We start from the raw sequence: 24,279 nt of genomic DNA, 5'->3' as shown, positions 1-24,279 counted from the left end.
GCCGCCCGCCTACACGCGCACCCCGCCACGGGCCTCCGCGCCCCCGAAAATAGTCACAACAAGCCCACGTCGCTTGCAGGGAGTCCAACCCTGATTCCCTGGGTGGCATGGCGGCAGGGGAGGGGCCTGCCGCGCCCTGGTGGGGCTGGCGAGGCGGGAGGCCAGAAGCCTCGGTCGGCGGGGGAAGGATGGTACCCCCGGGGACTGCGATAGCCGGATTGTCTTCCTTTTCAGAAAGCCAGTACCGGCTTCCAAGTTGGGGCAGCCCTGCCTTTTTGTTCCGGGTGCTGGCCCTGTCCTTGCTGGGCTACAGCCGCAGCTGGGCGCGCACGCGCTTCATCTCGGCGTGCAGCTCGTCGGTGGTGCGGTGCTTGAACTTCTCGGGCAGCAGGCTGCGGCGCGATGCCTCGGAGATGGCGAGCAGCTCCATGTACTCGATCATCAGCGTGTCGCGCGTGGGCATGTAGTCCACGGCGGCCTGCAAAAACACCTCGCGCGTGAGCCGGCCATCGCCGCGCTCGGCCAGGTCGATGGACAGCAGCGTCAGCGCCTCCAGCTCGGCGTTGGAGAACTCGGTGTCTTCGAGCGCGGCCTCCATCCAGGCTTCATCGGCGCCATCGTCCTGCTCCTGCTGGGAAAGCGGTTCCACCGCCTTGCCAAAGCGCTTGAGGATCACACGCACGATGTTCGCGCGCTCGGCCCCGTTCTCGGGGAAGAACAGCGGTATCTTGGTGTCGAAGCGGCCGGGCCGCTTCATGTCGGCGTCGAGCTTGTCGGGCCGGTTGGTCATCATGATGAACAGCACCTGGCCGCGGTTGTCGGTGTCCGACATGAACTCCTTGAGCCGCGCCGTCACGCGCGACGACGTGCCGCCATCCTCGTCGCCCTCGCCGCCCAGGCTGCGGTCGCCCTCGTCGATGATGAGGGCGATGGGCCCCATGGCCTTGACCATGGCCAGCACCTTCTCCAGGTTGCTCTCGGTCGCGCCCACCCACTTGGAGCGGATGTTCTTGAGCATCACCGCCGGTATGCCGGCCTCGCGCACGAAGGCCTTGGTGACGAAGGTCTTGCCCGAGCCCATGGGCCCCACGACCAGAATGCCCATGGGGATGCGTGCCACGTTGCCCGAACGCACGGCGGCGGCAATGGCAGCCAGCTCGGCCTTGACCATGGTCATGCCGCCCACGCCTTCGAGACCGAATTTCGGCTCGACGAACTCGATCAGGCCAAAGCACTCCTGCGTCACCAGTTCGCGCTTGCGCGTGCGCAGCAGCGCCGCGATCTCCTCGAAGGCATTGCCCTTGGCCGGCGCCTTGCTGCCCGGCTGCAGCAGGTGGCGTATCTGCTCGTTGGTCTGGCCGCTGGTCAGTTTGGTCAGTTGCTTGGCGCGCGCCTCGGCGTCCTCGGTGCCGGCGATCAGCTCCTTGATCAGGGCCTCGCGCTCGGCATCGTTGGGCGCCTGCGTGTTGCTGTCGTTGCCCAGCAGGCCAAACAGTTGCACCAATCGCAGGCCCGAGGCCTGCTGCGCCAGCCGCGTCACCTGGTCGGCGTGCAGCGAACTGTCGGCCATGCGGATGGTGGTCTCGCGCTCGGCCTGGCCGGGCATGGGGATCTCGACGGTGGCGATGCGCGGGTTCGACAGGATCTGCGCGTTGAGCTCGGTCAGCGATTCGACCAGCAGGAACACCACGTTGTCGCTGTCGCCGATCTGCGGGCTCAGCGACCAGCGGTGCAGCTTGGCGATCGCCTGGCGGTCGTGCATGGTCATCATGCCCGGGTCGCCCGCAGGGAACAGCGAGCCCGCATAGTGGATCACCACCGCCGTGCCGCTCTCGTGCATCAGTGCTTGCTCGATCCCGTCGAGCGGCTCCACCTCGGCATCGAAGGCCCGGCCCGCCAGCGCCTGCGTGCCCGAGGCGATGCTGTGCGACAGCACGCGCTTCTTCTTGCCCTCCAGCAGCGAGCGGAACAGGTACTGCTCCAGCTCCACGAACTTGCCATCCATCAGGATGCGGTCGTAGATGTTGCGGTACAGCACGAAGACCGAGGCATCGCCGCTCAGATAACGCCGGCGCACCGTCTCGACCCAGGCGGGGGTGGCAGGCACTGCGGAAGGGGTGGGTGTGCTCACGGGATTCCTCGGGCGATGGCAAGCGGTAGCTGGGTTTTCGCAGGCTTACATCTGCTTGGCCGCGCCACCCTGGGCGCGCGCTGCCTTGAGCTGGGCCAACTGCGCCTCGGCCGTGGCACGCGAGGCGCCCTTTTGCAGGCCTTTCATGCGCACGTCCAGGTCGGCGCCGCGCAGTTCGTCGCCCAGGTTGGCTTCGGAGATCACGTTGGCGATGTGGCCACGCACGTTGTCCAGCGCGCGGATCTCGGCGTCCACCGACAGGCCTTCGAGCTGGCTGTGGATCTGGATCTTGGCCGTGGCACCGGCCAGCTAGGCCAGGTTGCGGTCGCGCTCGTCTTCCACACGCTTGATCTCGCTCTTCATTTCCAGCAGCGCATCCTTGATCTTCTCGGCCTCGGCCATGGCCGTTTCGGCCTCGGCCGTGAGCTCGGTCACCGCCTGGTCGTTGTCGTTCTTCATCTGCAGGATGCTCACGGCCAGGTCGTCCTGGTTGGTGTCCATGGCCTGCTGCAGGTTGGCTTCGAGCTGGGCCTGCTTTTGCTTGGCGTTGTGCAGGCGTGTGGTCACGTCGTCGCGCTGGCGGATGATGGCGCCCGCCGCCTTCTTCAGGCGGTCGTAGTTGGCCTTCATGCTGTTGATCGAGTTCTCGTACGCGATCTCGGGATTGTTCTTCTCGATGCCCGAGACGAACAGCGAGAGAAAGCCGGTGAACAGGTTGCTCAGGCGGCCGAGGAAGTTGGAAGAAGCCATGGTGCAGGTTCCTTGCTTAGCTGATGTTGACGTTGTCGAAGAAGGTGCGGTGGTCCTGGGCAAAGGCGACAAAGCCCTGCTCCACCTGGGCCAGCATGGCGGCGTGCTGGGCGGGGGGGATGTACGCAAAGGCGGCGTTCACGCCCTGGGTGGCCCACTCGAAATGGTCGGCCTCCACGGCACCGCCTTCACCCGAGTGGATGCCCACCCAGGACAAGGCCTTGTGCTTCGTGCCGCCGATGTCCACCTCGGTGTGGAACAGGCGCTCGGCCAGGTTGCCGCCGGCCTCGCGCAAGGTGGCGCCGATTACGGTGAACTCGCGGTCGGCCAGCAGCTCGCTGCCCAGGTGGTAGCCCATGGCGTGAAAGATGGCGTCCAGCGTGTCCGGCTGCCCACCGCCGTAGCCGCTCAGCACGCCCTGGTTCAGCACCTTGAGCCAGGCAGGCTCGGCCGCCAGCGCATTCACCGTGGCCATGTCGGCCTGCGGCATGGTGGTCTGCACAATGCCCTTGAGGAAAGCCTGCGCCAGGCTGCGGTGCGGGTCGCGGGCGCGGGTGGAGTGGTCGTCGAACTCGTCGCGCGCCGCGTCGAAGATGTAGCTGGCCACCAGCACGTTGCGGTCGGCCGCGGGCAGAAACGGTTCGGCCGGGTCGGTGAACAAATGGCGCGCGCAGCCGATCTTGCCGGCCAGCGAGGCCACGCTGCAGCCGAAGTAGCCGTTCCAGGCGATGTAGCGCGCGAAGAAGCGCACCAGCTTGCCCGGCTCGTCGGACACGATGGCGGCCTTGAGCGATGCCTCCATCAGGCGCGTGTACTCGTCGAAGTCGACAAGGGTCTGCAGGTGGGACTTCTGTACGGTGGTGGTCATCGGGGCCTCATTTCACGGATTGGGCAACGGGGCGGGGTGCCGCTGGTGCGGCGCTGGCCTTGGCTGCGGCAGGGCTGGGCACATGCACGCCGATGGTGTCCAGCTCTTCGCTGATATCGGCTTCCAGGTTCTCTTCGATGGCCAGGCGGTCCACGCTCTCGCGCAGCCGGGCCGAGGCATCGCTGGCCATGGGCATGGACACGGCCTGCTGGAACACCTCTTCGATGATGTCCGGCATGGACACCATGGCCGCCTCGATGGCGAACATGCGGCTGCTCAGGCGGCTGCTGCTTTCCAGCAGGCGCTGGTAGTCCTTGCGCGCCTGCAGCAACTGGCGGCGCTCACGCTCGCCGGTGGTCGCTTCCAGCTGCTCCTCCACGCTGCGCAGGCGGTCGGCGATTTCGCGCTTGCTCAGCTGGCTCTGGCGTTCGTTGGCGCTCACGATGGCGAGCCAGCGCGCCAGGTAGTCGCGCGTCACGTCTTTGAGGCGGTCGATGTCCTCCACGCTCAGCGCGCAGGTACGGGCCTTGACCATGCGCTCCAGCGCGTCGATGCGGTCCAGCGTCTGCAGGTACACACGCATGCGCTTGGAGCTGGGGTCGCACTCATTGCGGTCGCCCAGTTCCTTGAGCAGGCTGTCCACCTGCGCCTGGTAGCGCATCGCGGCGTACTTGCGGCGCACGCTGTAGCGGAAGGTGGACATGCCCGGCACATACAGCAGCGCCAGCCCCTCCACCGCCGCATAGGCCGTGCCCACGAAGATGAAGCCCGGCAGCCCGTAGGGAAACGAGGCCAGCACCGCCAGCGCGGCCGCGCCCAGCGAGGCCGTCACATTCCACTTGCTGGTCAAGAACTCCTGGATGTAGGGGGGCTCTTCCCGCTCGCCCGGGTCGAATTTCATACGCTCAGCGTGATCTGGCCATGGCCCTTGGCGTCGCGCAGCGACGTGAGGATGCGGTCCTGCATGCGCAGCGTCTCGGTCGAGCGCGCCCACGCCTCCGAGCGCGGGTGCTCGGCATGGATCATGAAGTCATCGGCAATCTTGGCCGGCTGGGGCGAGAGCACGATCACACGGTCCCCCAGGGCCAGCGCCTCGCTCACGTCGTGGGTCACGAAGACCACCAGGCAGGGGTTGGCCTTGCACAGCGCCAGCAGCAGGCGCTGCATCTCCTCGCGCGTCTGCGGGTCCAGTGCGCCGAAGGGTTCGTCCATCAGCAGAATGCGCGGTTGCAGCACCAGCGCGCGTGCCAGCGCCACGCGCTGGTTCTGCCCGCCCGAGAGCTGCGCCGGGCGCATGGCCTTCTTGTCGGCCAGGCCCACGGCGGCGAGGATGGTGTCCACGCGCTCCTTCACCTCGGCCTGGGTGATGCGCCCCTTCCAGAGCTTGAGCGTGAAGGGGAAGGCCACGTTGTCCCACACCGTCAGGTCGGGCCGGTTGGCGTATTGCTGGAACACGGTCACCGCATCGTCGTGCTGGTCCAGGCACTCCTTGCCGTCGATCTCCACCCGGCCCTGGGTGGGCGTCTTCACGTTGAACGGGCGCACCCCGCCCATCATGCGCATCAGCGTGGACTTGCCGCAGCCCGAGGGGCCCAGCAGCATGTTGATGCTGGGGTTCTCCAGGTGCAGGTCGATGCCGTCGATCACGCGCAGCACGCCCCGGCCGTTGGCGGCAGGGTACTCCTGCACGATGCCGGTCATCTGGATGGAAATGCTCACAGGGCTCGATGTCATGCTTGGCTTGTTGTTGTAAGGGTTCTCCGGGCGCTCACACAGTGCTTTCCCACGGGAACATCTTGCGCTTGGCCCAGGTCATCACGCGGTGCGTGATCAGCGCCAGCGCGATGATGGTGATGATGCCCGCGAACACCTGGTCCATGGCCGAGAAGCGGCGCGCGTTCTGGATCAGCTGGCCCAGGCCCTCCTTGGCGTTCACGTACTCGGCCACGGTGATGTAGGTCCACATGACGGACACCGCGATGATGATGCCGTCCACGATGCGCGGCATGGCCATCGGGATCACCGCGCGGCGTATGCACTCCCACGGCGTGGCGCCCAGGTCGCGCGCGCTCACCCAGTACGACTGCGGCACCGAGCGGATCGCGTCGCGCACCAGCGGAATCAGGTAGACCACGGCGCCCGAGAACAGGAAGAAGATCTTCATCTCCTCGCCAATGCCGAACCACATCACCATGATGGGCAGCAGCGCCACGATGGGCGCCGAGCGGAACGGGTCGATCAGCGGCGACAGCGTGGCATTGATGCGCGGCGATGCCCCCATCAGGATGCCGATGGGCAGCCCGATCAAGATGACCAGGATGCCGGCCACCACCAGCCGCCCGCCCGACCACAGCACCGAGGTCAGCAGCAGGCTCTCCTGGCGCACGGGGTCCCAGGCCAGGCGGTAAAAGGCCGTGGCCACCTCCCAGGGGGCGGGCAGGCGGTTGGAGCTGACCAGGCCCGACGCGCTCAACAGCGCCCAGGCCACCAGCACCGCCACCACAGCCCCCACGCCCAGCATGCGCTGGGTCTGGGGCGCGATCGGATGGCTGGGGTTCCAGAAATGCGCCATCGCTGCCGCTCCCTCAGCGGGCCAGCACGGCGATGCGCGTGGCGCGGTTCATCTGGCGGCAGGTGTCCAGGTCCACTTCCAGCGCGGCGGGGTTGGCTTCGTTGCAGATCGGGTTGTTCGAGCCATTGCCCACCACCTTGAAGCGCGCGGCCGGAATCTCCCACTGGGTCACCACGTACTTGGTCACCGCATCGGCGCGCGCCTTGGACAGGCGCTGGTTGGCCTGCGCGCTGCCGGTCGAGTCGGTGTTGCCCGAGATCTCGAAATACGCCGAGCCATTGCTGTTGATGAAGGGCACCACCTGGGTGTCGATCACCTCCTGCGCCTTCTTGGTCAGTTCGGCCTGGCCCACGGGGAAGTTCACGCTCACCGGCTTGGTCAGCGCCGCGGGGCGTGCCTCGGCCTTTTGCATGCCGGCCGTGTCGAAGGTGAACTCGGGCTTGGCGGCGGCGGCGCGCGCGGCCTGGTTGTCCTTGAGCAGGGCGTTGATGAAGCGGTAGTCGAACGAGTTCTGCGGCGAGACCACGGGCGAGTTCGGGTTGGCCAGCGAGCCGGCGGCGCGGTAGATCGCGTCGAACTCGCGGTACACGCGCTCATAGTGGTTGGTGTCGCCCGCCAGGCCCAGAATGCGGGCGTTGTCGTCCAGGCCCGTCCACACCAGGTTGGAGAACAGGCTGCTGATGAAGGGCATGCCCTCCTTCTTGGCCAGCTGGTCGAAGAAGGGCTCGGTGCGCACCAGCGCCTCGGCGGCACCGGCCGGGTTGGCGCGGGCGGCGGTCACGCCGTCCATCCAGCCCTTGACGAAGCCCTGGAAGGCCTGCTGGTTGGCAGGGTCCTGCAGCAGCTTCTGGTTGCAGACCATCACGTCGTAGATCAGGTTGGTGGCCACCTTGGTGGAATACACCACACGCGCGCCGGGGGTGGACTTGACGGCCAGCGACAGATCCGGGTCCCACAGCACGGCCGCGTCCACGCTGCCCGCGGCAAAGGCCGCGCGCACGCCGGGCGTGCCCTCGTCGGCATTGATGTAGACCACGCGGTCCAGCACATTGGCCTTTTGCTTGGCGCTCAGGCTGGAGTTGTTGATGGCGTTGATGAACAGGCCGTGCGAGGGCGTGTACTTGAGCAACGCCACCTTCTTGCCCACCAGGTCCTCGATACGCTTGATCTCCGGGTCGCGCGCGATCACCGCGTCGGCGCCCTGGGTGTTGTCCACGATCATGATGGCGCGGCCATCGAGCTTGGTGTTGATCAGGTTGGGCTGCTCCTGCGCCCAGAAGTCCGAGGTGCGCCACGCGCACTGCGCCGTGTTGCTCTCGAAGATGGTGGTCAGCGTGGGGATGTCGTCCTGGATGATGAACTCCACGTTCACCCCCGCCTTCTGGAAGATCGAGCCCGGCTGCGTCTTCAGGCTGTTGCCGTTGGCCACCAGGGCCGGCGCATAGCCGTGAAAGCTCACGATGCTGACCTTGAGCGGGTTGCCGGGCGAACCCAGGGCGCCGCCCTTGGGCGCGGCGGCTGCCGGAGCCGAGGGCGCGCTGGTGTTGCCGGTGGCCACGGCAGGCGCCGAGCCGTTGCTTTGGCTGGCGACCTCGTGCGAGGCCTCGGTCTTGCCCAGCTTGTCCTGTACCCACATCTTGCCGCCCATGTTCCACAGAACGGAACCGGCAGCCCCCACGACGATGACCGCGATCAGCGCCTTGCCCAGACCAGTCAGTTGCATTGCTCTACTCCTGTTATTTATTTTTGAATCGGTGAACCACCGGAGAACGTGATGACGATCTGGCCGAGGCGGTTCATCTCCGCATCGAGCCGGGCCGACTCCCTGTCCCCCGCCTCCTGGTTCGTCCTGGCGGCCGCACGCACGTCGGCCATCTGCTGCGCGGCACGCGCCACGCCGCGGTCCAGCAGCGCCGTCAGCTCTGCGATCTGCTTGCGCACCTGGGTGCTCTTGTCCTGCTCCTCGGCCTGGATGGCCGCGATCTCCCGGTCCGCATTTTGCAGCGCGGAAGCCACTTGCTGGGCGATTTTCTGCTTGGCAATGGCCAGCGCCTTCACCTTGCGTTGCGCGTCCAGCACGGAATCATCCACCGTCCATGTGTCGTCGGCCTCGTCCATGGCGCGCACGGCCTGCTTGCGCACTTCCATGGGCATGCTTTCCAGCCCGGCCATCAGCTTGAGCAGCTTTTCTGCCGTGTAGGCCACCACGGGCACATTGGCCTCGCGGTACAGCTCGGCAAAATCCTTCTGCTCGGCCACCACGCTTTGCTCGGGCGCGAGCATGGGCTGCGGGGCCGCAGCGGGCGCGGGCGCAGGCGCGGGTTCCGGCTCCCGTTCGGGCTCGGGTTCGGAATAGGCCTCAGGTGGCGTGTCGTCCTGGGCGTGGTCTTCCGGATCGAGGGTCACGAGTCCGGTCGCCGCCAACATCTTGCTGAGTTTGGTACGCATGGAAATCCTTGCAAAGCAGCAATCAATGTAACGTACTGCACGGCACGCCAGCGTGCACGGATGCAAGTTGCGCGCCTGCAAAGCGTGCCTTATGGCACGCTCCAGAGGGGGAATAGCCCGCCCGGGAGGTACCTGCTTTTCCATCGATGTTGCATGGGTTTTTTTTGCACGGGCGGCCTGCACAAGCAAAAAAGGCCCCCGGCGGTCAGCCGGGGGCCTTGTGTGGGGAAGCTGCCGGGTCAGTGCGCGTCGGCCTGGCGGGCGGCGTTGATGACGGCCGAGGTATCGCCCCGGGCACCGTTGAAGAACACATTGAGCGCCACCGCCGTGATCGACGCCAGCAAGATGCCCGACTCGATCAGCGGGTGGATGGCATGCGGCATCCACTGGCGGAAGTTTGGCGAGATCAGCGGGATCATGCCCACGCCGATGGAAACCGCCACGATCATCGCATTGAAGCGGTTGTTGCGGAAATCCACCCCGCCCAGGATGCGGATGCCCGTGGCCGCCACCATGCCGAACATCACCAGCCCCGCGCCGCCCAGCACCATGGTGGGCAGCGACTCCACCAGCGCCGCCATCTTGGGCAGCACGCCCAGGATGATGAGGATCACGCCGCCGGCCACGCAGACAAAGCGGCTCTTCACGCCCGTCACCGCCACCAGGCCCACGTTCTGCGAGAAGCTGGTGTACGGGAAGGTGTTGAAAATGCCGCCCAGCAGCGTGCCCAGGCCGTCGGTGCGCAGGCCGCGGGTCAGGTCGTCCTGCTCGATCTTGCGGTCCGTCATGTCCCCGAGGGCCAGGAACATGCCGGTCGACTCGATCATCACCACCACCATCACCAGCGTCATCGTCAAGATCAGGATGGGGTCGAACACCGGCAGCGCGATCTCGAACGGCAGCACCAGGTCGAACCAGTCGGCCTTGCCCACCTTGTCGAACGTCATCAGCCCCATGGCCGCCGCCACCACGCCGCCGATCACAATGCCCAGCAGCACCGAGATATTGGCGATGAAGCCCTTGGCGAACTTGGCGATCAGCAAAATGGACACCAGCACCAGCGCCGAGATGCCCACGCCCGTCAGGTCCGCATAGCGCGGGTTGGGCACCGTGGGCACCACCGCAAAGCCCTTGGGCACCGGCGGCAGCGAGGAGCCGGGGGCTCCCGCGGCCGACTGCGCCTCGGTCAGCCACTTGATGTGCTCGGGGTTCACCACATTCGGCGCCGTGGGGCCCACCGGGTTGCCAAAGATCCAGTTGATGCCCACGCGCATCAGGCTGATGCCGATGACCGCGATGATGGTGCCCGTGACCACCGGCGGAAAAAAGCGCAGCATGCGGCTGACCATGGGCGCGATCAGGATCGAGATCACCCCCGCCCCGATCACCGAACCGAAGATCAGCCCCGCCCCCGCCGTGCCACCCGTGCTCTGCGCCATGGACACCATGGGCGCCACCGAGGCGAACGTCACCCCCATCATCACCGGCAGCTGGATGCCGAACCAGCGCGTGGCCCCCAGCGCCTGGATCAGCGTGACCAGCCCGCACACGAACAGGTCGGCCGAGATCAGCTTGGCCACCTGGTCGGGCGTGAGGTTCAGCGCCCGGCCCACGATCAGCGGCACCGCCACCGCCCCGGCATACATCACCAGCACATGCTGCAGCCCCAGCGCGCCCAGGCGCCCTATGGGCAGTTGTTCATCCACGGGGTGCACGGAGGCGGACATGGGAGGGCTCCTTCAGGGGTTCATTGTTGGGATAGGGGGACGGTATCCATCTTCCGTGTACAACCATCCATACAAAAAGTGTATACACGTTAGTCGGCGACGCTTATCCCGGTAAACCCTAGGGTCCTGCTTCGGGGGGAGGGGCGCGCAGCCGCTGGCTGCGCGAGAAGATCAAGCCAGAAGGGCCTTGACGAGGTCCAGCTGTCTATCAGGCCGTCCCGTATCCAGCGCCAGGTTCGCCTCGATGCGCTCCAGGTGCTCGGTCATGCTGGCCACGGCGGCGGCCACGTCGCCGGTCTTGCACAGCGCCAGGAAGTCCGCATGCTCCTCCGATGAGCAGTGCGGGTCGTTCGACGAGTCGTACAGCATGGCAATCAGCGAACTGCGTGCCACCAGGTCGCGCACCAGCTGGGCCAGGGTCTGGTTGCCGGCCGCCTCGGCCAGCACCACGTGGAAGTCGCCCAAGAGCTTTTCGCGCACCCGGCCAGTAGTGGTGCTCTCGCGCAGCGCCGCCCGCTCGAAGCGGATGTGCTGCTCCAGCATCTGGTAGTCGGCCGGCGTGGCGTTGGCGATGAATAGGCGCACCACCTCGGCCTCCAGCACGCGGCGCACGCTGAACACCTCGCGCGCCTCCTGCACGCTGGGCCGGCTCACGAAGGCGCCCTTGTCGGGGATGATCTCGATCAGCTTGTCCTTGGACAGCATCACCAGCGCCGCGCGGATCTTGGTGCGGCTCACGGTGTAGACGCGGCCCAGCGCCTCCTCGCGCAGCCAGGTGCCCGGCGGCAGGCGCTTTTCGACGATGGCGGTGGCCAGGTCCTGGGCAATGCTCTCGGTGGAGGCCAGGCGCCCGTCGGCCACTGTGTCGGGCGTGGGCTCGGTGTCTGGTGCCAGGTCGGCGGGAAGGGCTTTGGGGCTCGTGCGGGCGCGGGGCATGGGGTCCAATTGTGGCGTGATTCGCCCGCGAGCGCGGATCAGGCCTCAGGCCGCGCGGGGTATGCGAACCGGGGGCACCACCACCACAGGGGGCAGCGCAAAGCCCGCCAGCGCCCCGGCCATGGCCTTGGGCAACGGCCGTGCCAGCTCGCCGTGCTTGCTGGTGGAGAGGCCCAGCAGCACCAGCGATTCCACCATCGACGTAGCGGCCGCTACCCCGTCGATCACCGGCACACCCAAGGTTTGTGAAATGTGCTCGCACAGGTCGGCCATGCCCGCGCAGCCCAGCACCAGGGTGTCGCAGCCGTCCTCGGCCAGGGCGCGGCGGCACTCTTCGGTGATGCGCTCGCGCGCGTTCGATCCGGGCACCTCCAGCTCCAGCACCGGCAGCTCGCAGGCGCGCACATTGGCGCAAAAGCGCTGCATGCCGTAGATCTCGGCCAGGTGCCAGGCCTGGCCCATGGTGCGGCCCAGCGTGGTCACCACCGAAAAGCGTGCGCCCACCAGGCTGGCCATGTGCATGGCCGCCTCGGCAATGCCCACCACCGGGCCGCGCGCCAGCTCCCGTGCGGGCTTCAGCCCCGGGTCGCCAAAGCAGGCGATCACATAGCCGTCCACCCCGTCGCGCTCGCCGGCCGCAATCTCCTGCAGCAGGCCGGGCACGGCCAGCGCCTCGTCGTAGTGGCTCTCGATGGAGGCCGGCCCCATCGCGGGGCTCACCGCCACCACCTCGGTGCCCGGCCGCGCCACGGCGCGCGCGCAGGCCCCGATCTTCTCGGTCATGCTCCAGGTGGTGTTGGGGTTGATGATCTTGATGCGCACGGCTCGGCTCTTTCTTTCTCGGTTGCTTTCAATTTTTTCGGTTCAACGCTACGTAGATCACGAAGCCCAGCCCCATGCCGATGAACCAGGCATAGTTGGCGGCCGGCCGCAAGGTGGGCACGATCACGCACAGGATGGGGATCAGCGCCGACGGCACCATGGTCCACACGGCGCGCGGGTTGTAGCCCTTGCTGTACCAGTAGGCGCCGTGCTTGCTCATGGTGTAGAGGGCATCCACGTCCACCTGCTGGCGGCGCACGATGTAGTAGTCGGCGATGAGAATGCCGAACAGTGGCCCGATGAACGAGCCCAGCACGTCCAGCGTGTAGTGGATCACCTCGGGGTTGGCATACAGGTTCCAGGGCGTGATGAAGATCGAACCCACGGCGGCGATCATGCCGCCCGTGCGCCAGCTGATGTGCTGCGGCGCCACGTTGGAAAAATCGAACGCCGGCGACACGAAGTTGGCCACGATGTTGATGCCCACCGTGGCGATCATGAAGGTCAGCGCGCCCAGCACCACGGCCGTGGTGCTGTCGATCTTGCTCACGGTGTGCACGGGGTCGGTGATCAGCTCGCCAAACACCGGCAGCGTGGCCGCAGTGGTCACCACCGTCAGCAGCGAGAAGAACACGAAGTTCACCGGCAGGCCCCAGAAGTTGCCCTTCTTCACCGCGTCAAAGCTCTTGCCATAGCGCGAGAAGTCGCCAAAGTTGAGCATGGGCCCGCTGAAATAGCTCACCACCAGCGCAATCGCCGACAGCATCACCGGCAGCGCATCCCAGCCCTGGAACTTGACGCCCCCCAGGTTCAGGTCGATGTTCTTCCAGCCCGCCTTCCACACCAGCCAGCCGCACAGCACGGCCATCACCACGTACACGGCGGGGCCCGCCCAGTCGATGAACTTGCGTATCGCCTCCATGCCGTGCCAGAACACCAGCGCCTGCAGCACCCACATCACCATGAACGCCACCCAGCCCAGGGTGGAGAGGCCCGCAAACCCGTGCTGCGCCACATCGGCATACGGCGCCAGGTTGGGAAAGAAGTGCAGCGCCAGCAGCAAGAATGCGCCCGACGCCAGGTAGGTCTGAATGCCGTACCACGCCACCGCGATCAGCCCGCGGATGATGGCCGGTATGTTGGCCCCCAGCACCCCGAACGACGCGCGGCAGATCACCGGGTAGGGCGTGCCCGTCACCTGGCTGGGCTTGGCCACCAGGTTGCAGAAGAACTGCACGATCACGATGCCCACCAGCAGCGCCACCAGCACCTGCCAGCTCGACAGGCCCAGCGCAAACAGGCTGCCCGCCGTGATGTAGCCGCCCACGCTGTGCACGTCGGACATCCAGAACGCAAAGATGTTGTACTGGCCCCAGGTCTGGCGCTTCAGGGGCGCAAGGTCCTCATTGGTCAGGCGTGGGTCGTAGCCCGGCTTGATCAGGGCATTGCCATGGTGCGGCCCGGCGGGGGCTGTGCCCTCGGCCAACGGGGTGGTGCTGCTGACGGCTGTGTTCACGGGTGTCTCCTCGTGTGGAAAAGGACGGGTTCCAGGCATCTGCGGCCTGGTTGAAATTTGCACCCTATATTTGTATACAAAAATAGGATGCAATAAAACACCATCCAGACGGGAAATCCCTGGGGTTTACCCGGGGTGCCTGCGGTGCGCGCAAAACAAAGCCGCCCGGGCCTTGGCGGCCGGGGCGGCGATGAGAGAGGGGAAAGGGGAGGGCGGCTCAGCCGTCAGTGCCAGAGCGGGTGCCCGCCAGCGGGCTGAGCGAATCGCGCAGCCGGTCGCGCACCAGCGGCTGCCCCGGGTTCAGCGCCGCTTCCACATGGCCGATGTGGGCCAGCAGGCGCTCGCGCGCCAGGGCCGTGTCCCCGGCTTCCAGCGCCTCGACGATGGACTCGTGCTCCGCGCACGACTGGCTGGCCTCGTGCCGCGACTGGTAGAGCGATGCCGCCAGCGTGGTGCGCGCCGTCAGGTCGCGCAGGATGTCGCTCAGGCTGCGGTGGCCCATGCTCTCCGCCAGGCACACATGAAAATCCGCCAACAAAAAGGCGCGCGTGGCTGCGTCCGCCCCGTCGATGGCCTGCTGCTCCTCGGCAATGTGGGCGCGCAAACGCGGCGTCACCGCCTGCAGCGGCCGCCCCGCGTCGGCCAAGATGCCCGATTCGATGATGCGCCGGGCCGAGAACGCGTCGCGCGCATCCTCCACCGTGGGCTCCACCACATACCAGCCCCTGCGCGGGCGCACCTCCACAAAGCCGCGTGCCTGCAGCTGCATCAGCGCCTCGCGCACCAGGGTGCGGCGCACGCCGAACAGGTCGGCCAGCTCCTGCTCGCCCAGGCGCTCGCCGGGGGCAAGCTTCTGGGCCAGGATGGATTCGACCACCTGCTGGGCGATCTGGGTCTGGCTGCTGGTCGGGGTGGTGCTCATGCAGCCGATTGTGGCGTGACTCGGGCCGCTGCCATCTCGGGGGCGGGCTCGATGGGCGCCACGTCCTGCCCGTCCAGCACCGCATGGGCACGGCTGCGGTCGATATCGCCCTCCCACGCGGCAATCGCCACCGTGGCCACGCAGTTGCCGATCAGGTTGCCCAGGGCGCGGGCAATGCCCATGAACCAGTCCACCGACAGCACCAGCACCAGCCCGATGGCCGGAATGGCCGGAATCGCCTGCAGCGTGGCCGCCAGCACCACGATGGCCGAGCCTGGCACGCCATGCGCGCCCTTGGATGTGACCAGCGAGATCGCCAGGATGGTCAGCAGGTCCGCCATCGAGATCGGCGTGTTGGTCGCCTGCGCAATGAACACCGCCGCCAGCGTGATGTAGATCGAAAACGCGTCCAGGTTGAACGAATAGCCCGTGGGGATCACCAGCCCGACTGTCGAATCGCGGATGCCCATGTGCTTGAGCTTGGCCATGATCTGCGGCAGCACGCTGTCCGACGAGGTGGTGGCAAACACCACCGCCAGCTCCTCGCGCAGGTAGCGCAGCAGCTTGAACAGGCTGAAGCCCGACACCCGCATGATGGTGCCCAGCACCACCACCACGAAGATCGCCACCGCCGCATAGAACAGCACCACCAGCATGCCCAGTTGCTTGAGCGATCCAATGCCGTACTTGCCCACCGTGAAGGCAATCGCACCCAGCACGCCCAACGGCGCCAGCTTGATGATGATGCCCATGGTCTTGAACAGCACGTGCGACAGGTCTTCGATCAGCACCGTCACCCGCGCACCGCGCTCACCCATCATGGCCAGCGCGCAGCCGAAAACGATGGAGAACAGCAGCACCTGCAGCACGTCGCCATTGGCAAATGCGCTCACTGCCGTGTTCGGGATCAGCTTGAGCAGAAACTCCGTGAAGCCCCCACCCGTGAGCTTGCCCGCGTTCTCCACATAGGCGCCCATGGCCTTGGGGTCCAGCGCCTTGGGGTCCACATTCATGCCCACACCGGGCTGGAACACAAAGGCCAGCACCAGCCCCAGCACCAGCGCCACGGTGGTCACCACCTCGAAGTAAATCAGCGACTTGATGCCCACCCGGCCTACCCGCTTAAGGTCCCCCGTGCCCGCGATGCCATGCACCACCACGCAGAACACGATCAGCGGGATCAGCATCTTGATCAGCTTGATGAAGCCATCGCCGAGGGGTTTGAGGGCAATGGCGGTATCGGGCCACACCAAGCCCACCACCACGCCGGCTATGAGGGCCAACACCACTTGGCCAAAAAGGGATTTGAAAAACCGCGCCATGCCCCGTCTCCTTCAGTTGTGTCTTGAAAGCAAATCTTGCATACAAGAACTGTAGGCAAGTTGAAGCGAGGGTGTATGAGGGTATGCCCTTAGCGTTTGCGCGACGGCGGCGGATGGCAACGTGCCGACTCCTGCAGACTTCCGGCTAACGGAGTCAAGATCAGGTCGATTGCTGCTGGCACACTATCGCTCCTAAGAACGACAAAACTCTATGCGCAATTCAGCCGAGCTCTACCTTCAAACTCTGCAAAAGCACTTTGCCCAAGCCCCGCAGTGGTTCAGCTCCGGTCTCAGTCATCCAGTGACGCCGTTTGTGCCCGCTACTGGCGCGGCGCTGACCACTTACCAGGGCGGTCAATACACGGCATTCCAGCGCTGGTTTCACTTCAAAGAAGCCTTCTCCCCTGAGTTCGTGAGCGCGGCTATCGCATCGCTGGGCTATCGCCCTAGCCATGTCATCGATCCGTTCGGAGGGTCTGGCACCAGCGCTATTACTTCGCAGTTGCTGTCTATCAACGCGACGACTGTTGAAGTTAACCCGTTTCTCGCGGACGTGATCAAGGCTAAATTGAGCCCTTTGACCGGTGAGAAACTGCTGTCAGCAGCGATCGACTTTCAGGCTCAACTTCAAGACACGCCTGCCGACTTGGCTCGGCTTGCGCACCTACCCGCGACCTTCATCGAGGATGAGGGTAAGGACAGGTGGATTTTTCCGCGTGATGTTGCCAGAAGGCTCGCGCAGTATCTCACGTGCATTGACGCAATTGAGGACATTGATGTTCAACGTTTCTTTCGCATTGTGCTCGGGGCGGTACTAGTCGACTGCAGTAATGTCTATGTCAATGGCAAGGGGCGCAGATACCGTGGTGCCTGGCGTTTGAATCAACCAGTGCCTGAGAAGCTGGATTTGCACTTCGGGCAGCAGTTCAACACGTCCTTCGAGGACGTGATGCGGTTTGAGCAACGACCGCGTTCACGTGTCACCGTCATCAATGGTGATTCGCGCACGGCGCTGCAAGAGGTGCAAGAGAAGGCGGACTTAGTCGTCTTTTCCCCGCCATACCCGAACTCGTTCGACTACACGGATATCTATAACGTCGAGTTGTGGGTACTCGGTTATATCGAATCATCTAGAGACAACCTGACATTGCGGAACAAGACACTTCGTTCCCATGTGCAGGTTCGACGGAGCTATGAGGGACCCAAGGGTAAGTCGAAAAAGCTGAGCAGCGTACTGGACCTCCTTGGAAGTCGCCGCGACACGCTGTGGGACTCGACCATCCCTGAAATGGTTGGAGCTTACTTTCACGACCTAGAGCTCGTGCTTGAACAAAGCCAGCGTTTGCTGGAGAGCACAGGTCGGGTCATGATGGTCGTCGGAGATTCTCGGTACGCTAACGTGCGCATTGAAGTAGCTACGATCCTCGCGGAGCTCGCCGAAAGTATGGGTTTTGGTCGAGTTACGACGCGAGAAGTCCGGCAGATGCGCGCGAGCGCTCAGCAGGGTGGCAGTTTCCAGCTTGCCGAAAGCATTGTAGAACTCACGCTTTGACAGTGCTCGGCCCGGTGGGTGGATCAGGGTATCGATCCTTCCGGTGCTCCACATGCGACGCGGTGACCCAGTATCGTTTCGCGATCACGTTGTAAGGGATTGCTGCTTCCTCAACGGCCTTGCTAATCTCCTCGCGGTTGCCCGCACAGAAGTCGTACACGCATAAATACGCAGCGTCCAAAGTCTCGTCATCCCGGTAGGCGGCAGTCTGTGAGACGCCCGACTTGGCCCAGTCGATATTGCTCTGAAGATTGATGGGGTTGGGTTTCAGGGTTCCCGGTCGCGGTGTCAAGAAGTCACGCGTCACCTTGAGTTCAATGACGGCGCTTATGAGTTTTTCCTTCATCGGCGTCAACGTAATATCTGCTCGGCCATGGCCAATCACCGTCTCTACCTTAACCCTGGCGACTTCCGAGTATTTGCCGAGCAGGAAATGCAAAAGGTCGTTTTGCACAACGCCTTCAGGACTTTCAACTGTGATACGCGTTTCGCGGTCCTTCCACCATGTACGCGACTGGCGCGCCGACCTCTCATAGAACTGATCCAGCGCCTTGTCTAGCGCCGCTAGGTCCAATACGACGGGTGCGTCATCAAGTTCACGTCGAATTTCCGGCGATGCGTCTGAATCTACCCCCTCAGCCCAAATGACCAATAAGGACGTGCTGAGCAATGCCACAGTCAGCGCGTTCCCAAGACCTGCTGCCCGGATGGCGTCTGTCATCACGTTGGTGTCTGACAGGTACTCAGGTTTTGCGTAGGCCCCGATTTCTCCAGTGCCAATGGCAAGCGTGCCTGCGAAAGGATCATTGGGTGTACCACCGAGCATGGGCCGTCGTGTCCAACCCAACTCCTCGCCCACATCAGCGCAGTTCTCATCGTACACAAACACTGCGGGGGCCGAAAGATTCTCGCCTTTGGAGCGGAGGTATCTTGCATGCTCAGTGAGAGTCCGTGCCCAGGCATCGAGGAAGGCCGTTTGCGTGCCGGCATCCGCCACAGACAGACTAGCTGCGCCTTCCTCCAATACAGCGTCGATGGCTGACTTTAGGGCGCCGCCAAGTCCCATGGTTTGCGTGCCGCTGACCTTCATGTCTCTGCCATCGCCCGATCTAGGTAGTCGCAATACAAACGTACGCCGTCACGCTGTGCGTCGGGCCGAAGTTTGCGAAGGTGGTCGATAAGGTAGTGCGCTACCTCCATGTTTTTGTTATCTGTGCTCCACTCCGAAAAATCTACTACTTCGCCTGGCGCGACTGTCGCATTCCCATAGTTCGCGTCGACAGAGCCGATGTCCGTGCGGGTGTTCAAGAATCGCCCAAAACAGGCTGACACAAGCTCTCGCAGCAGGCGCGCGGTCCGCTGAGCTTCCTGGGAATGGGCAAGCATTGCTTTGCAGATCTCAGCCCCCTGCGGTCCGAGTCCATATTGAGCTGCCATATGTCCCTTTGCACCGAACTCCACGTGTTCGACGATCAAAACGCCAGCGAATGCTAGGCGGTCAATCTCTCGCTGCACGTCGGGGAAGAAGGGATACTCCCCTCGCTTTAGCACCCTCCCCCGCACGCGGGTCACGCCAAACAAGTCCGCCAAGGTGTTCGCCAGATAAAGAATGACGTGTAGCTGTGAGGTAGCCACTGGCGTTAAGCCCATGCGACGAGCCTCAGCGATGCAAAGTACCACCCAGGCCTTCCACATGCCGGCGCTTTCAAGGCCAGAGGTTGCTGCCATATTCATATCTGCGGGGAATCCTGCGGCACATCGGGATATATCGCTTGATCACGCTCTTCCTCATAAGCTGTGCGAAAGCGCTCTAGCGCACGGGTGGGGACGGCAACAGTTAAAAGGTCTAAGACGTGCGAGGCTCGCTCCTCGACGGGGATCATCGGCGGCATCTCGCTCGGTGTCTCGTCGACGACTTGTCCATAGAATCTTTTATCAGGGTAGGCACCGAAAAGAGCTGGAATCATCTGCTCGCGGTTTACGTTGGACGACGCGATTAGCCGAGTCTCGCGAGCGTTGTCCGATCGGGTCGCAAAGCGTCGGAGAAGGTCGGCAGCGCGGGGTACGAAGACCGAATCAAGACTGGATTCGGGTGTTTCCAGGATTAGCATGGTCGGTGCGCTTGGAGCGGCGAACTCCAAGAGTGCCATACGGAAGGCAAGGTCAATAAACTCCTTTTGGGACTCAGATACCGACTGACCAGCTTCGCGCACGGTTGTGATGTTCCGATGCACGCCAGAGGTAAGCGCGGGGATGAAATGCGGGAAAGTAAAAAGATCCGTATTCGCGCGTTGCCCCAGTCTCCTCACTCTAGGCGTGTACTTGATTTCGCATTGCTCGGCTAGGAAGCCGCGAATGTATTTGGCAAAAGCCTGTTCGATTTGGCCAGAGACTGCTCGGACCTCCTGATCAATAGCCTCGGTCAGCTCGCGGAATTTCCCAGCTAGCTCGATGCGCTCAACCTCCAACTGATTCAGAGCTGCTTCGAACGTCAATAAGGTATTGTTGAGTTCATTCCTTCGCTCAATCACGTTTGGCAAGTTGTCCCCTAGAGCTTTGAGTTGTCCTTCCAAGGAAATTCGCTGCGACGTTATGGAAACAAGTTCCGCAGCCGCGGATGAGTAGTCCTGCTCAGCGTCTCGTAAAGGCTGCTCCATCGCCGCTAGATCAATTTCGGCGGCGGTGATAGCCGCGCGCTGATGTTCGATCGCCTCGCCGGCATGCGGGTCGTTTGTGGGTCGATGCCCCTTTTCAATGGGACTGCCGCAAACGGGGCATGTGTTCATGTAAAGTTTGGCAACGACACGCTCCGTTGCTTCAGGGGTTTGCGTGCCACACACTAAGCAACCAGCGCCCGCCTCGAAATGGGCCAAAAGATACCGCGCTGGGCTGTCCAGTTGCGGAAAGAATGATTCATAGAAGCTGTTCAGCTGCGTGGCCAGGGCTGAGCGACCATCGTGGATCTCTTGTCGGCGGTTTTCTATTTGCTCGCGTAGTTGGTCGCGCGTCTGGGCCGACTCATTCTTACGGGCCACAAGTGCTTTCATGTCCTTGCCGCGCTCCTCGATCAACTGGACGAGCCTTTCGAGTTGACCGCCTTCAATGGTGCTCGTCTGCTTATTGAACTCCTTACGCCGCTTGTAAACGACTGCATGAACGTTACGGTACTCACTGTCCTTGCTAAGCAGTTCGTTAAACAGTTCGACATACTGCCCACGGCGTTCGCCTAGTTCGTCGACTAAAATTCCCAATACGTCGCCCTGCGCCGCTGCATCCCAAACAAGACTGCGTCGATCCTCTAGATAGAACACGATGTAGCGCAGCAAGAACACGAAGTCCTCGAATGAGGACAGGCCCGATGCGGTCATCACTTGCTCGCGATAGGCTGCCTCCATTTCGACGCCGCGCGATGCAGGAAATGGCTGTTGGTCTACAGAAAGCTCAACCACATCTAGGTTCGCTAACGACCGCGTCACTTCGAAGTGGTGATCGCCTAAAGTGAACCAGATGGTTACCTGCGCATTGACCGCATCATCAGGTGCCCGCTTGCGAAACCAGAACCGGTCTACTGGAACAATCCGGCGTCGTTTGTCGCCTAATTCGTCATCCCCAGGGACATCTACGGCGCCCGAAAGGGCGCGAAGTAGCATGGTCAGCAAGGTCGTTTTACCAAGACCATTAATACCGACGATGACGTTGACGCCCGGGACAAAGCAGTGATCCAGTCCAGGCTGTGCGTCGGTGCCAGCGTATAGAGCGAAATTTGAAACCTTAACCCGCTGAAGGACCGGAAAGTTGATCATTTGGGAGTGTTGAGATACGTCACGGCGATGTTGTGATCGCGCTGCTCGAACAAGGCCAACATGTCGGGACACAGGCCTTTTTCCACTCGCAGCTCATTGATGTTCGATGTCGGTATGCACAAAGGGTATAGCGGTTGCGGTATTGAGCGCTAGGTCCGCAGTGAGTGTGTAGGGCCGCTAGTTCTAGTCGGTTGAAATCGTATTTGGCGGCGCCACTGATCGTCCATCGTGATTGGTTCTGAGCCCTGTCTGTGAAGCCCCGAAATAGAAGCCAATGATCAGTGTGACCATGGGGGGAATAATTTTGACACAAGCATCAAAAATTACCTTGCCAGGAGATTCGGTCGAGGGCGGCGTCGCGTCGGGTCCCAAAGCGTACAGAATCGCTGCGAGCATAAATATGAACGCTAGAAAAGCAAGAACAGAAGCAGCAAAGTACATTTTGCTCTTCTCTATTTCTTTCATGGTACCCACTGCAAACATGCCTCGGGCGACGTAAGCAGCTAGCACACTTATCACTATAAGGGTTACCAAAAACAAGATTTCTCGCGACATAGCTTCCTGCCCGTTGGTCAAAGATGTACGTTGTGAAAAATCGTAACTGTCATCCTGTTGGATGGCAACTGAATATTTGCACTCTAGCGTTCACAGCTTATGCCAGCTCCTGAGGCCTTTGGGGCCAGCGCCTAACGCACCCAATAGCAGCAAGTTTCGGCCGCAGGCTGCAAGCGGCCTTGTGGCTTTTGCCAGCCGCATTGCGCTGGACCGAAACGGTTTTTCATTGAACCCACTTCAAGGAGGACAGCACTTCATGGGAATGGGGACCTGATGACAGGTAGGAGGGCGCGGGGGCTTGACGCCTTGGTTGATGGCACGGAGTTAGGCAATGATGCCGGCTATGTACTTGACCCTGCGCGATATGGCTGCGACGGGGCATGGGGTGTTTCGTTGGCTCGCCTGAGGCTGCGGTCGCGTCGGCATTGCTGCGGTGAGAATATGGCAATGAAAAGGCCGCGCCCTGTGAGGAGCGCGGCCTTGATATGCGATGACCCGCCAAGTGGGCCGGGGCATGAACAATCAATACCCCAACGTCTTCCCATCCGGATTCCGCGGATCCGAGTACCCATACAGCGCCCCACCGCGCAGCTGAATCGTCTGCGTGCGCCCCATCGACGGCTTCACCGCGATGTTGTGCCCGCGCTGCTTGAGCAGTGCCAGGGTGTCGGGCGACAGGCCCTTTTCCACACGCAGTTCATCAGGCGTCCACTGGTGGTGCACACGCGGTGCAGCAGCAGCTTCAGCAGGGTTCATGCCGAAGTCAATGGTGTTCACCACCGTCTGCAGCACCGTGGTGATGATGCGCGCGCCGCCGGGGCTGCCGGTCACCAGGGTGGGCTTGCCGTCCTTGAGCACCAGGGTGGGCGTCATGGAAGACAGGGGGCGCTTCTTGGCGGCCACGGCGTTGGCGTCGCCGCCGACCAGGCCGTAGGCGTTGGCCACGCCGGGCTTGGCCGAGAAGTCGTCCATCTCGTTGTTGAGCAGGATGCCCGTGCCCTTGGCGACGATGCCGCTGCCGAAGTTGGTGTTCAGCGTGTAGGTCACGGCCACGGCGTTGCCGGCCTTGTCCACCACGGAGTAGTGGGTGGTCTGGTCGCTCTCATACGGCTGGGGCTGGCCGGGCTTGATGCTCTTGCCGCTGCGCGCGGTGTTGGCGTCGATGCCCTTGGCCAGCGATTCGGCGTAGCGCTTGGAGGTCAGGCCCTTGAGGGGGATCTTCACAAAGTCCGGGTCGCCCAGGTACTCGGCGCGGTCGGCATACGCCAGCTTCATGCTCTCGGCCATGTAGTGGATGGTCTGGGCGCTGTTGGGGCCCCACTGGGCCAGGGGCAGGGGCTCCAGCATGTTCAAAATCTGCACCAGGTGCGGGCCGCCGGAGGAGGGTGGCGGCATGGTCACGATCTCATGGCCGCGGTAGGTGCCGCGCGTGGGCACGCGCTCGGCCACCTTGTACTCGCGCAGGTCCTGCAGCGTGAGGGCGCCGGCGTGCGGTGCCATCTCGGCGGCGATCTTCTGGGCGATCTCGCCTTCGTAAAACGCCTTGGCGCCCTGCTGGCCGATGAGGCGCATGGACTGGGCCAGGTCTTTCTGTACCAGCGCGTCGCCCACCTTCAGGGGCGCGCCGTTCTTCCAGAAGATGGCCTGGGTGGCGGGCCACTTGCCCATGTTCTTCTTTTCCTGGTCCAGGATCTTGGCCAGGGTTTCGCTCACGGGGAAGCCTTTGTCCGCCAGCTCGATGGCGGGGGCGATCACGCGCGACAGGGGCAGGGTGCCCCAGGTCTTGAGCGCATGCTCCATGCCGGCCACGGTGCCGGGCACGCCCACGGCGTAGTGGGTGTACAGCGACTTGCCGTCCACCACGTTGCCCTTGGCATCGAGGTACATGTCGCGCGTGGCCTTGTTGGGCGCCACTTCGCGGAAGTCCAGGGCCACGCTCTTGCCGGTCTTGGCGTCGTGCACCATCATGAATCCGCCGCCGCCCAGGTTGCCCGCATTGGGCAGGGCCACGGCCAGCGCAAAGCCGATGGCCACGGCCGCGTCCACCGCGTTGCCGCCGGCTTTCAGGATATCCAGGCCGATCTGCGAGGCCAGCTCCTGCTCGGTGGCGACCATGCCGTTGCGCGCCACCACGGGGTGGAACACGTCCATGTCGAAGTCATAGGCGGCGCTGGCGGCCTGGGCCGCTGCCGTCTGCTGTACTGCCGGGGCGGATGCCGGGACGGCAGTTACGGCCGTCGGGGCGCTGCCGCAGGCGGTCAGGCTGGCCAGGGCCAGCGCGACGCTGCTGGCCAGCAAGGTGTGGCGGATGCTCATTGGGTAGGTGCTCCTCTGTTATCAGTCTTTTGGGTGTGC

General features: G+C 63.6%; 21 protein-coding genes. 1 reads left to right on the top strand and 20 read right to left on the bottom strand.

Features of this window, described 5'->3' with window-relative positions; all coding sequences use genetic code 11:
* Nucleotides 1–307: 307 nt before the first annotated feature.
* The 15 genes from ACK59X_RS26390 to ACK59X_RS26320 form a co-directional block, all read right to left on the bottom strand.
* The gene (locus ACK59X_RS26390) at nucleotides 308–2,131 is read right to left on the bottom strand and encodes an ATP-binding protein (protein ID WP_409961501.1); all 1,824 of its coding nucleotides are present in this window, start codon (nucleotides 2,129–2,131) and stop codon (nucleotides 308–310) included.
* Nucleotides 2,132–2,176: 45 nt separating this feature from the next.
* Nucleotides 2,177–2,386: a hypothetical protein gene (locus ACK59X_RS26385; protein WP_409961500.1), complete on the bottom strand. Its 210-nt coding sequence runs from the start codon at nucleotides 2,384–2,386 to the stop codon at nucleotides 2,177–2,179.
* Between the two features lie 54 nt (nucleotides 2,387–2,440).
* Nucleotides 2,441–2,881, bottom strand: a complete 441-nt coding sequence (locus tag ACK59X_RS26380) for a PspA/IM30 family protein (protein ID WP_409961499.1) — start codon at nucleotides 2,879–2,881, stop codon at nucleotides 2,441–2,443.
* A 16-nt stretch (nucleotides 2,882–2,897) separates the two neighbouring features.
* Nucleotides 2,898–3,749, bottom strand: a complete 852-nt coding sequence (locus tag ACK59X_RS26375; protein ID WP_409961498.1) for a hypothetical protein — start codon at nucleotides 3,747–3,749, stop codon at nucleotides 2,898–2,900.
* Between the two features lie 7 nt (nucleotides 3,750–3,756).
* Entirely contained in the window at nucleotides 3,757–4,650 is an 894-nt protein-coding gene (locus ACK59X_RS26370; protein WP_409961496.1) for a hypothetical protein, read from the bottom strand.
* Nucleotides 4,647–5,483 carry an ABC transporter ATP-binding protein gene (locus ACK59X_RS26365; protein WP_409961494.1) on the bottom strand — a complete coding sequence of 279 codons (837 nt, stop codon included), beginning with the start codon at nucleotides 5,481–5,483 and terminating at the stop codon, nucleotides 4,647–4,649. The genes ACK59X_RS26370 and ACK59X_RS26365 overlap by 4 nt, the downstream gene beginning before the upstream one ends.
* A gap of 34 nt (nucleotides 5,484–5,517) precedes the next feature.
* Nucleotides 5,518–6,321 carry an ABC transporter permease gene (locus ACK59X_RS26360; protein ID WP_409961493.1) on the bottom strand — a complete coding sequence of 268 codons (804 nt, stop codon included), beginning with the start codon at nucleotides 6,319–6,321 and terminating at the stop codon, nucleotides 5,518–5,520.
* Between the two features lie 13 nt (nucleotides 6,322–6,334).
* Nucleotides 6,335–8,044 carry a phosphate ABC transporter substrate-binding/OmpA family protein gene (locus ACK59X_RS26355; protein ID WP_409961491.1) on the bottom strand — a complete coding sequence of 570 codons (1,710 nt, stop codon included), beginning with the start codon at nucleotides 8,042–8,044 and terminating at the stop codon, nucleotides 6,335–6,337.
* Nucleotides 8,045–8,061: 17 nt separating this feature from the next.
* The gene (locus ACK59X_RS26350) at nucleotides 8,062–8,769 is read right to left on the bottom strand and encodes a hypothetical protein (protein ID WP_409961489.1); all 708 of its coding nucleotides are present in this window, start codon (nucleotides 8,767–8,769) and stop codon (nucleotides 8,062–8,064) included.
* Between the two features lie 239 nt (nucleotides 8,770–9,008).
* Nucleotides 9,009–10,496 (bottom strand): nucleobase:cation symporter-2 family protein, encoded by a 1,488-nt coding sequence (locus ACK59X_RS26345; protein ID WP_409961488.1) that lies wholly within the window; start codon nucleotides 10,494–10,496, stop codon nucleotides 9,009–9,011.
* Nucleotides 10,497–10,667: 171 nt separating this feature from the next.
* A complete protein-coding gene (locus ACK59X_RS26340; RefSeq protein WP_409961487.1) occupies nucleotides 10,668–11,432 on the bottom strand; it encodes a GntR family transcriptional regulator in 765 nt (254 codons plus the stop codon).
* A 45-nt stretch (nucleotides 11,433–11,477) separates the two neighbouring features.
* Nucleotides 11,478–12,254 carry an aspartate/glutamate racemase family protein gene (locus ACK59X_RS26335; RefSeq protein WP_409961485.1) on the bottom strand — a complete coding sequence of 259 codons (777 nt, stop codon included), beginning with the start codon at nucleotides 12,252–12,254 and terminating at the stop codon, nucleotides 11,478–11,480.
* Nucleotides 12,255–12,282: 28 nt separating this feature from the next.
* Complete coding sequence (locus tag ACK59X_RS26330) at nucleotides 12,283–13,770, bottom strand: NCS1 family nucleobase:cation symporter-1 (RefSeq protein ID WP_409961483.1); 1,488 nt, start codon at nucleotides 13,768–13,770, stop codon at nucleotides 12,283–12,285.
* Between the two features lie 217 nt (nucleotides 13,771–13,987).
* Nucleotides 13,988–14,692, bottom strand: a complete 705-nt coding sequence (locus tag ACK59X_RS26325; protein WP_409961481.1) for a GntR family transcriptional regulator — start codon at nucleotides 14,690–14,692, stop codon at nucleotides 13,988–13,990.
* A complete protein-coding gene (locus ACK59X_RS26320) occupies nucleotides 14,689–16,014 on the bottom strand; it encodes a C4-dicarboxylate transporter DctA (RefSeq protein ID WP_409961479.1) in 1,326 nt (441 codons plus the stop codon). Before ACK59X_RS26320 ends, ACK59X_RS26325 begins: the two co-directional genes overlap by 4 nt.
* Nucleotides 16,015–16,225: 211 nt before the next feature.
* Here ACK59X_RS26320 and ACK59X_RS26315 point away from each other — a divergent pair, with 211 nt between their 5' ends.
* Nucleotides 16,226–17,566, top strand: coding sequence for an SAM-dependent methyltransferase (locus ACK59X_RS26315; protein ID WP_409961477.1), 1,341 nt, complete (start codon nucleotides 16,226–16,228; stop codon nucleotides 17,564–17,566).
* On the opposite strand, the gene ACK59X_RS26310 is transcribed toward ACK59X_RS26315, so the two are convergent.
* The 5 genes from ACK59X_RS26310 to ggt all read right to left on the bottom strand — a co-directional run bounded on the left by ACK59X_RS26310 (nucleotide 17,556) and on the right by ggt (nucleotide 24,240).
* Complete coding sequence (locus tag ACK59X_RS26310) at nucleotides 17,556–18,656, bottom strand: hypothetical protein (protein ID WP_409961475.1); 1,101 nt, start codon at nucleotides 18,654–18,656, stop codon at nucleotides 17,556–17,558. The two genes, ACK59X_RS26315 and ACK59X_RS26310, sit on opposite strands and share 11 nt — an antisense overlap.
* Nucleotides 18,653–19,294, bottom strand: coding sequence for a hypothetical protein (locus ACK59X_RS26305; RefSeq protein WP_409961473.1), 642 nt, complete (start codon nucleotides 19,292–19,294; stop codon nucleotides 18,653–18,655). Before ACK59X_RS26305 ends, ACK59X_RS26310 begins: the two co-directional genes overlap by 4 nt.
* A gap of 2 nt (nucleotides 19,295–19,296) precedes the next feature.
* Entirely contained in the window at nucleotides 19,297–21,369 is a 2,073-nt protein-coding gene (locus tag ACK59X_RS26300; protein ID WP_409961471.1) for an AAA family ATPase, read from the bottom strand.
* A 183-nt stretch (nucleotides 21,370–21,552) separates the two neighbouring features.
* Nucleotides 21,553–21,834 (bottom strand): hypothetical protein, encoded by a 282-nt coding sequence (locus ACK59X_RS26295; RefSeq protein ID WP_409961469.1) that lies wholly within the window; start codon nucleotides 21,832–21,834, stop codon nucleotides 21,553–21,555.
* Between the two features lie 612 nt (nucleotides 21,835–22,446).
* Nucleotides 22,447–24,240 (bottom strand): gamma-glutamyltransferase, encoded by a 1,794-nt coding sequence (ggt, locus tag ACK59X_RS26290; RefSeq protein ID WP_409961468.1) that lies wholly within the window; start codon nucleotides 24,238–24,240, stop codon nucleotides 22,447–22,449.
* Nucleotides 24,241–24,279 lie beyond the last annotated feature (39 nt).

The organism is Acidovorax sp., assembly GCF_046339755.1.
Taxonomy (GTDB): Bacteria; Pseudomonadota; Gammaproteobacteria; order Burkholderiales; family Burkholderiaceae_C; genus Acidovorax.
The sequence above is the reverse complement of the archived record's forward strand: the minus strand, read 5'-3'. Positions and strand labels throughout refer to the sequence as shown.

Coding starts and splice junctions, on each gene's coding strand:
- ACK59X_RS26295 (WP_409961469.1), bottom strand. CDS start 21,834: ATGAAAGAAATAGAGAAGAGCAAAATGTACTTTGCTGCTTCTGTTCTT.
- ACK59X_RS26350 (WP_409961489.1), bottom strand. CDS start 8,769: ATGCGTACCAAACTCAGCAAGATGTTGGCGGCGACCGGACTCGTGACC.
- ACK59X_RS26355 (WP_409961491.1), bottom strand. CDS start 8,044: ATGCAACTGACTGGTCTGGGCAAGGCGCTGATCGCGGTCATCGTCGTG.
- ACK59X_RS26370 (WP_409961496.1), bottom strand. CDS start 4,650: ATGAAATTCGACCCGGGCGAGCGGGAAGAGCCCCCCTACATCCAGGAG.
- ACK59X_RS26320 (WP_409961479.1), bottom strand. CDS start 16,014: ATGGCGCGGTTTTTCAAATCCCTTTTTGGCCAAGTGGTGTTGGCCCTC.
- ACK59X_RS26360 (WP_409961493.1), bottom strand. CDS start 6,321: ATGGCGCATTTCTGGAACCCCAGCCATCCGATCGCGCCCCAGACCCAG.
- ACK59X_RS26300 (WP_409961471.1), bottom strand. CDS start 21,369: ATGATCAACTTTCCGGTCCTTCAGCGGGTTAAGGTTTCAAATTTCGCT.
- ggt (WP_409961468.1), bottom strand. CDS start 24,240: ATGAGCATCCGCCACACCTTGCTGGCCAGCAGCGTCGCGCTGGCCCTG.
- ACK59X_RS26310 (WP_409961475.1), bottom strand. CDS start 18,656: ATGAAGGTCAGCGGCACGCAAACCATGGGACTTGGCGGCGCCCTAAAG.
- ACK59X_RS26380 (WP_409961499.1), bottom strand. CDS start 2,881: ATGGCTTCTTCCAACTTCCTCGGCCGCCTGAGCAACCTGTTCACCGGC.
- ACK59X_RS26365 (WP_409961494.1), bottom strand. CDS start 5,483: ATGACATCGAGCCCTGTGAGCATTTCCATCCAGATGACCGGCATCGTG.
- ACK59X_RS26315 (WP_409961477.1), top strand. CDS start 16,226: ATGCGCAATTCAGCCGAGCTCTACCTTCAAACTCTGCAAAAGCACTTT.
- ACK59X_RS26375 (WP_409961498.1), bottom strand. CDS start 3,749: ATGACCACCACCGTACAGAAGTCCCACCTGCAGACCCTTGTCGACTTC.
- ACK59X_RS26340 (WP_409961487.1), bottom strand. CDS start 11,432: ATGCCCCGCGCCCGCACGAGCCCCAAAGCCCTTCCCGCCGACCTGGCA.
- ACK59X_RS26345 (WP_409961488.1), bottom strand. CDS start 10,496: ATGTCCGCCTCCGTGCACCCCGTGGATGAACAACTGCCCATAGGGCGC.
- ACK59X_RS26325 (WP_409961481.1), bottom strand. CDS start 14,692: ATGAGCACCACCCCGACCAGCAGCCAGACCCAGATCGCCCAGCAGGTG.
- ACK59X_RS26305 (WP_409961473.1), bottom strand. CDS start 19,294: ATGGCAGCAACCTCTGGCCTTGAAAGCGCCGGCATGTGGAAGGCCTGG.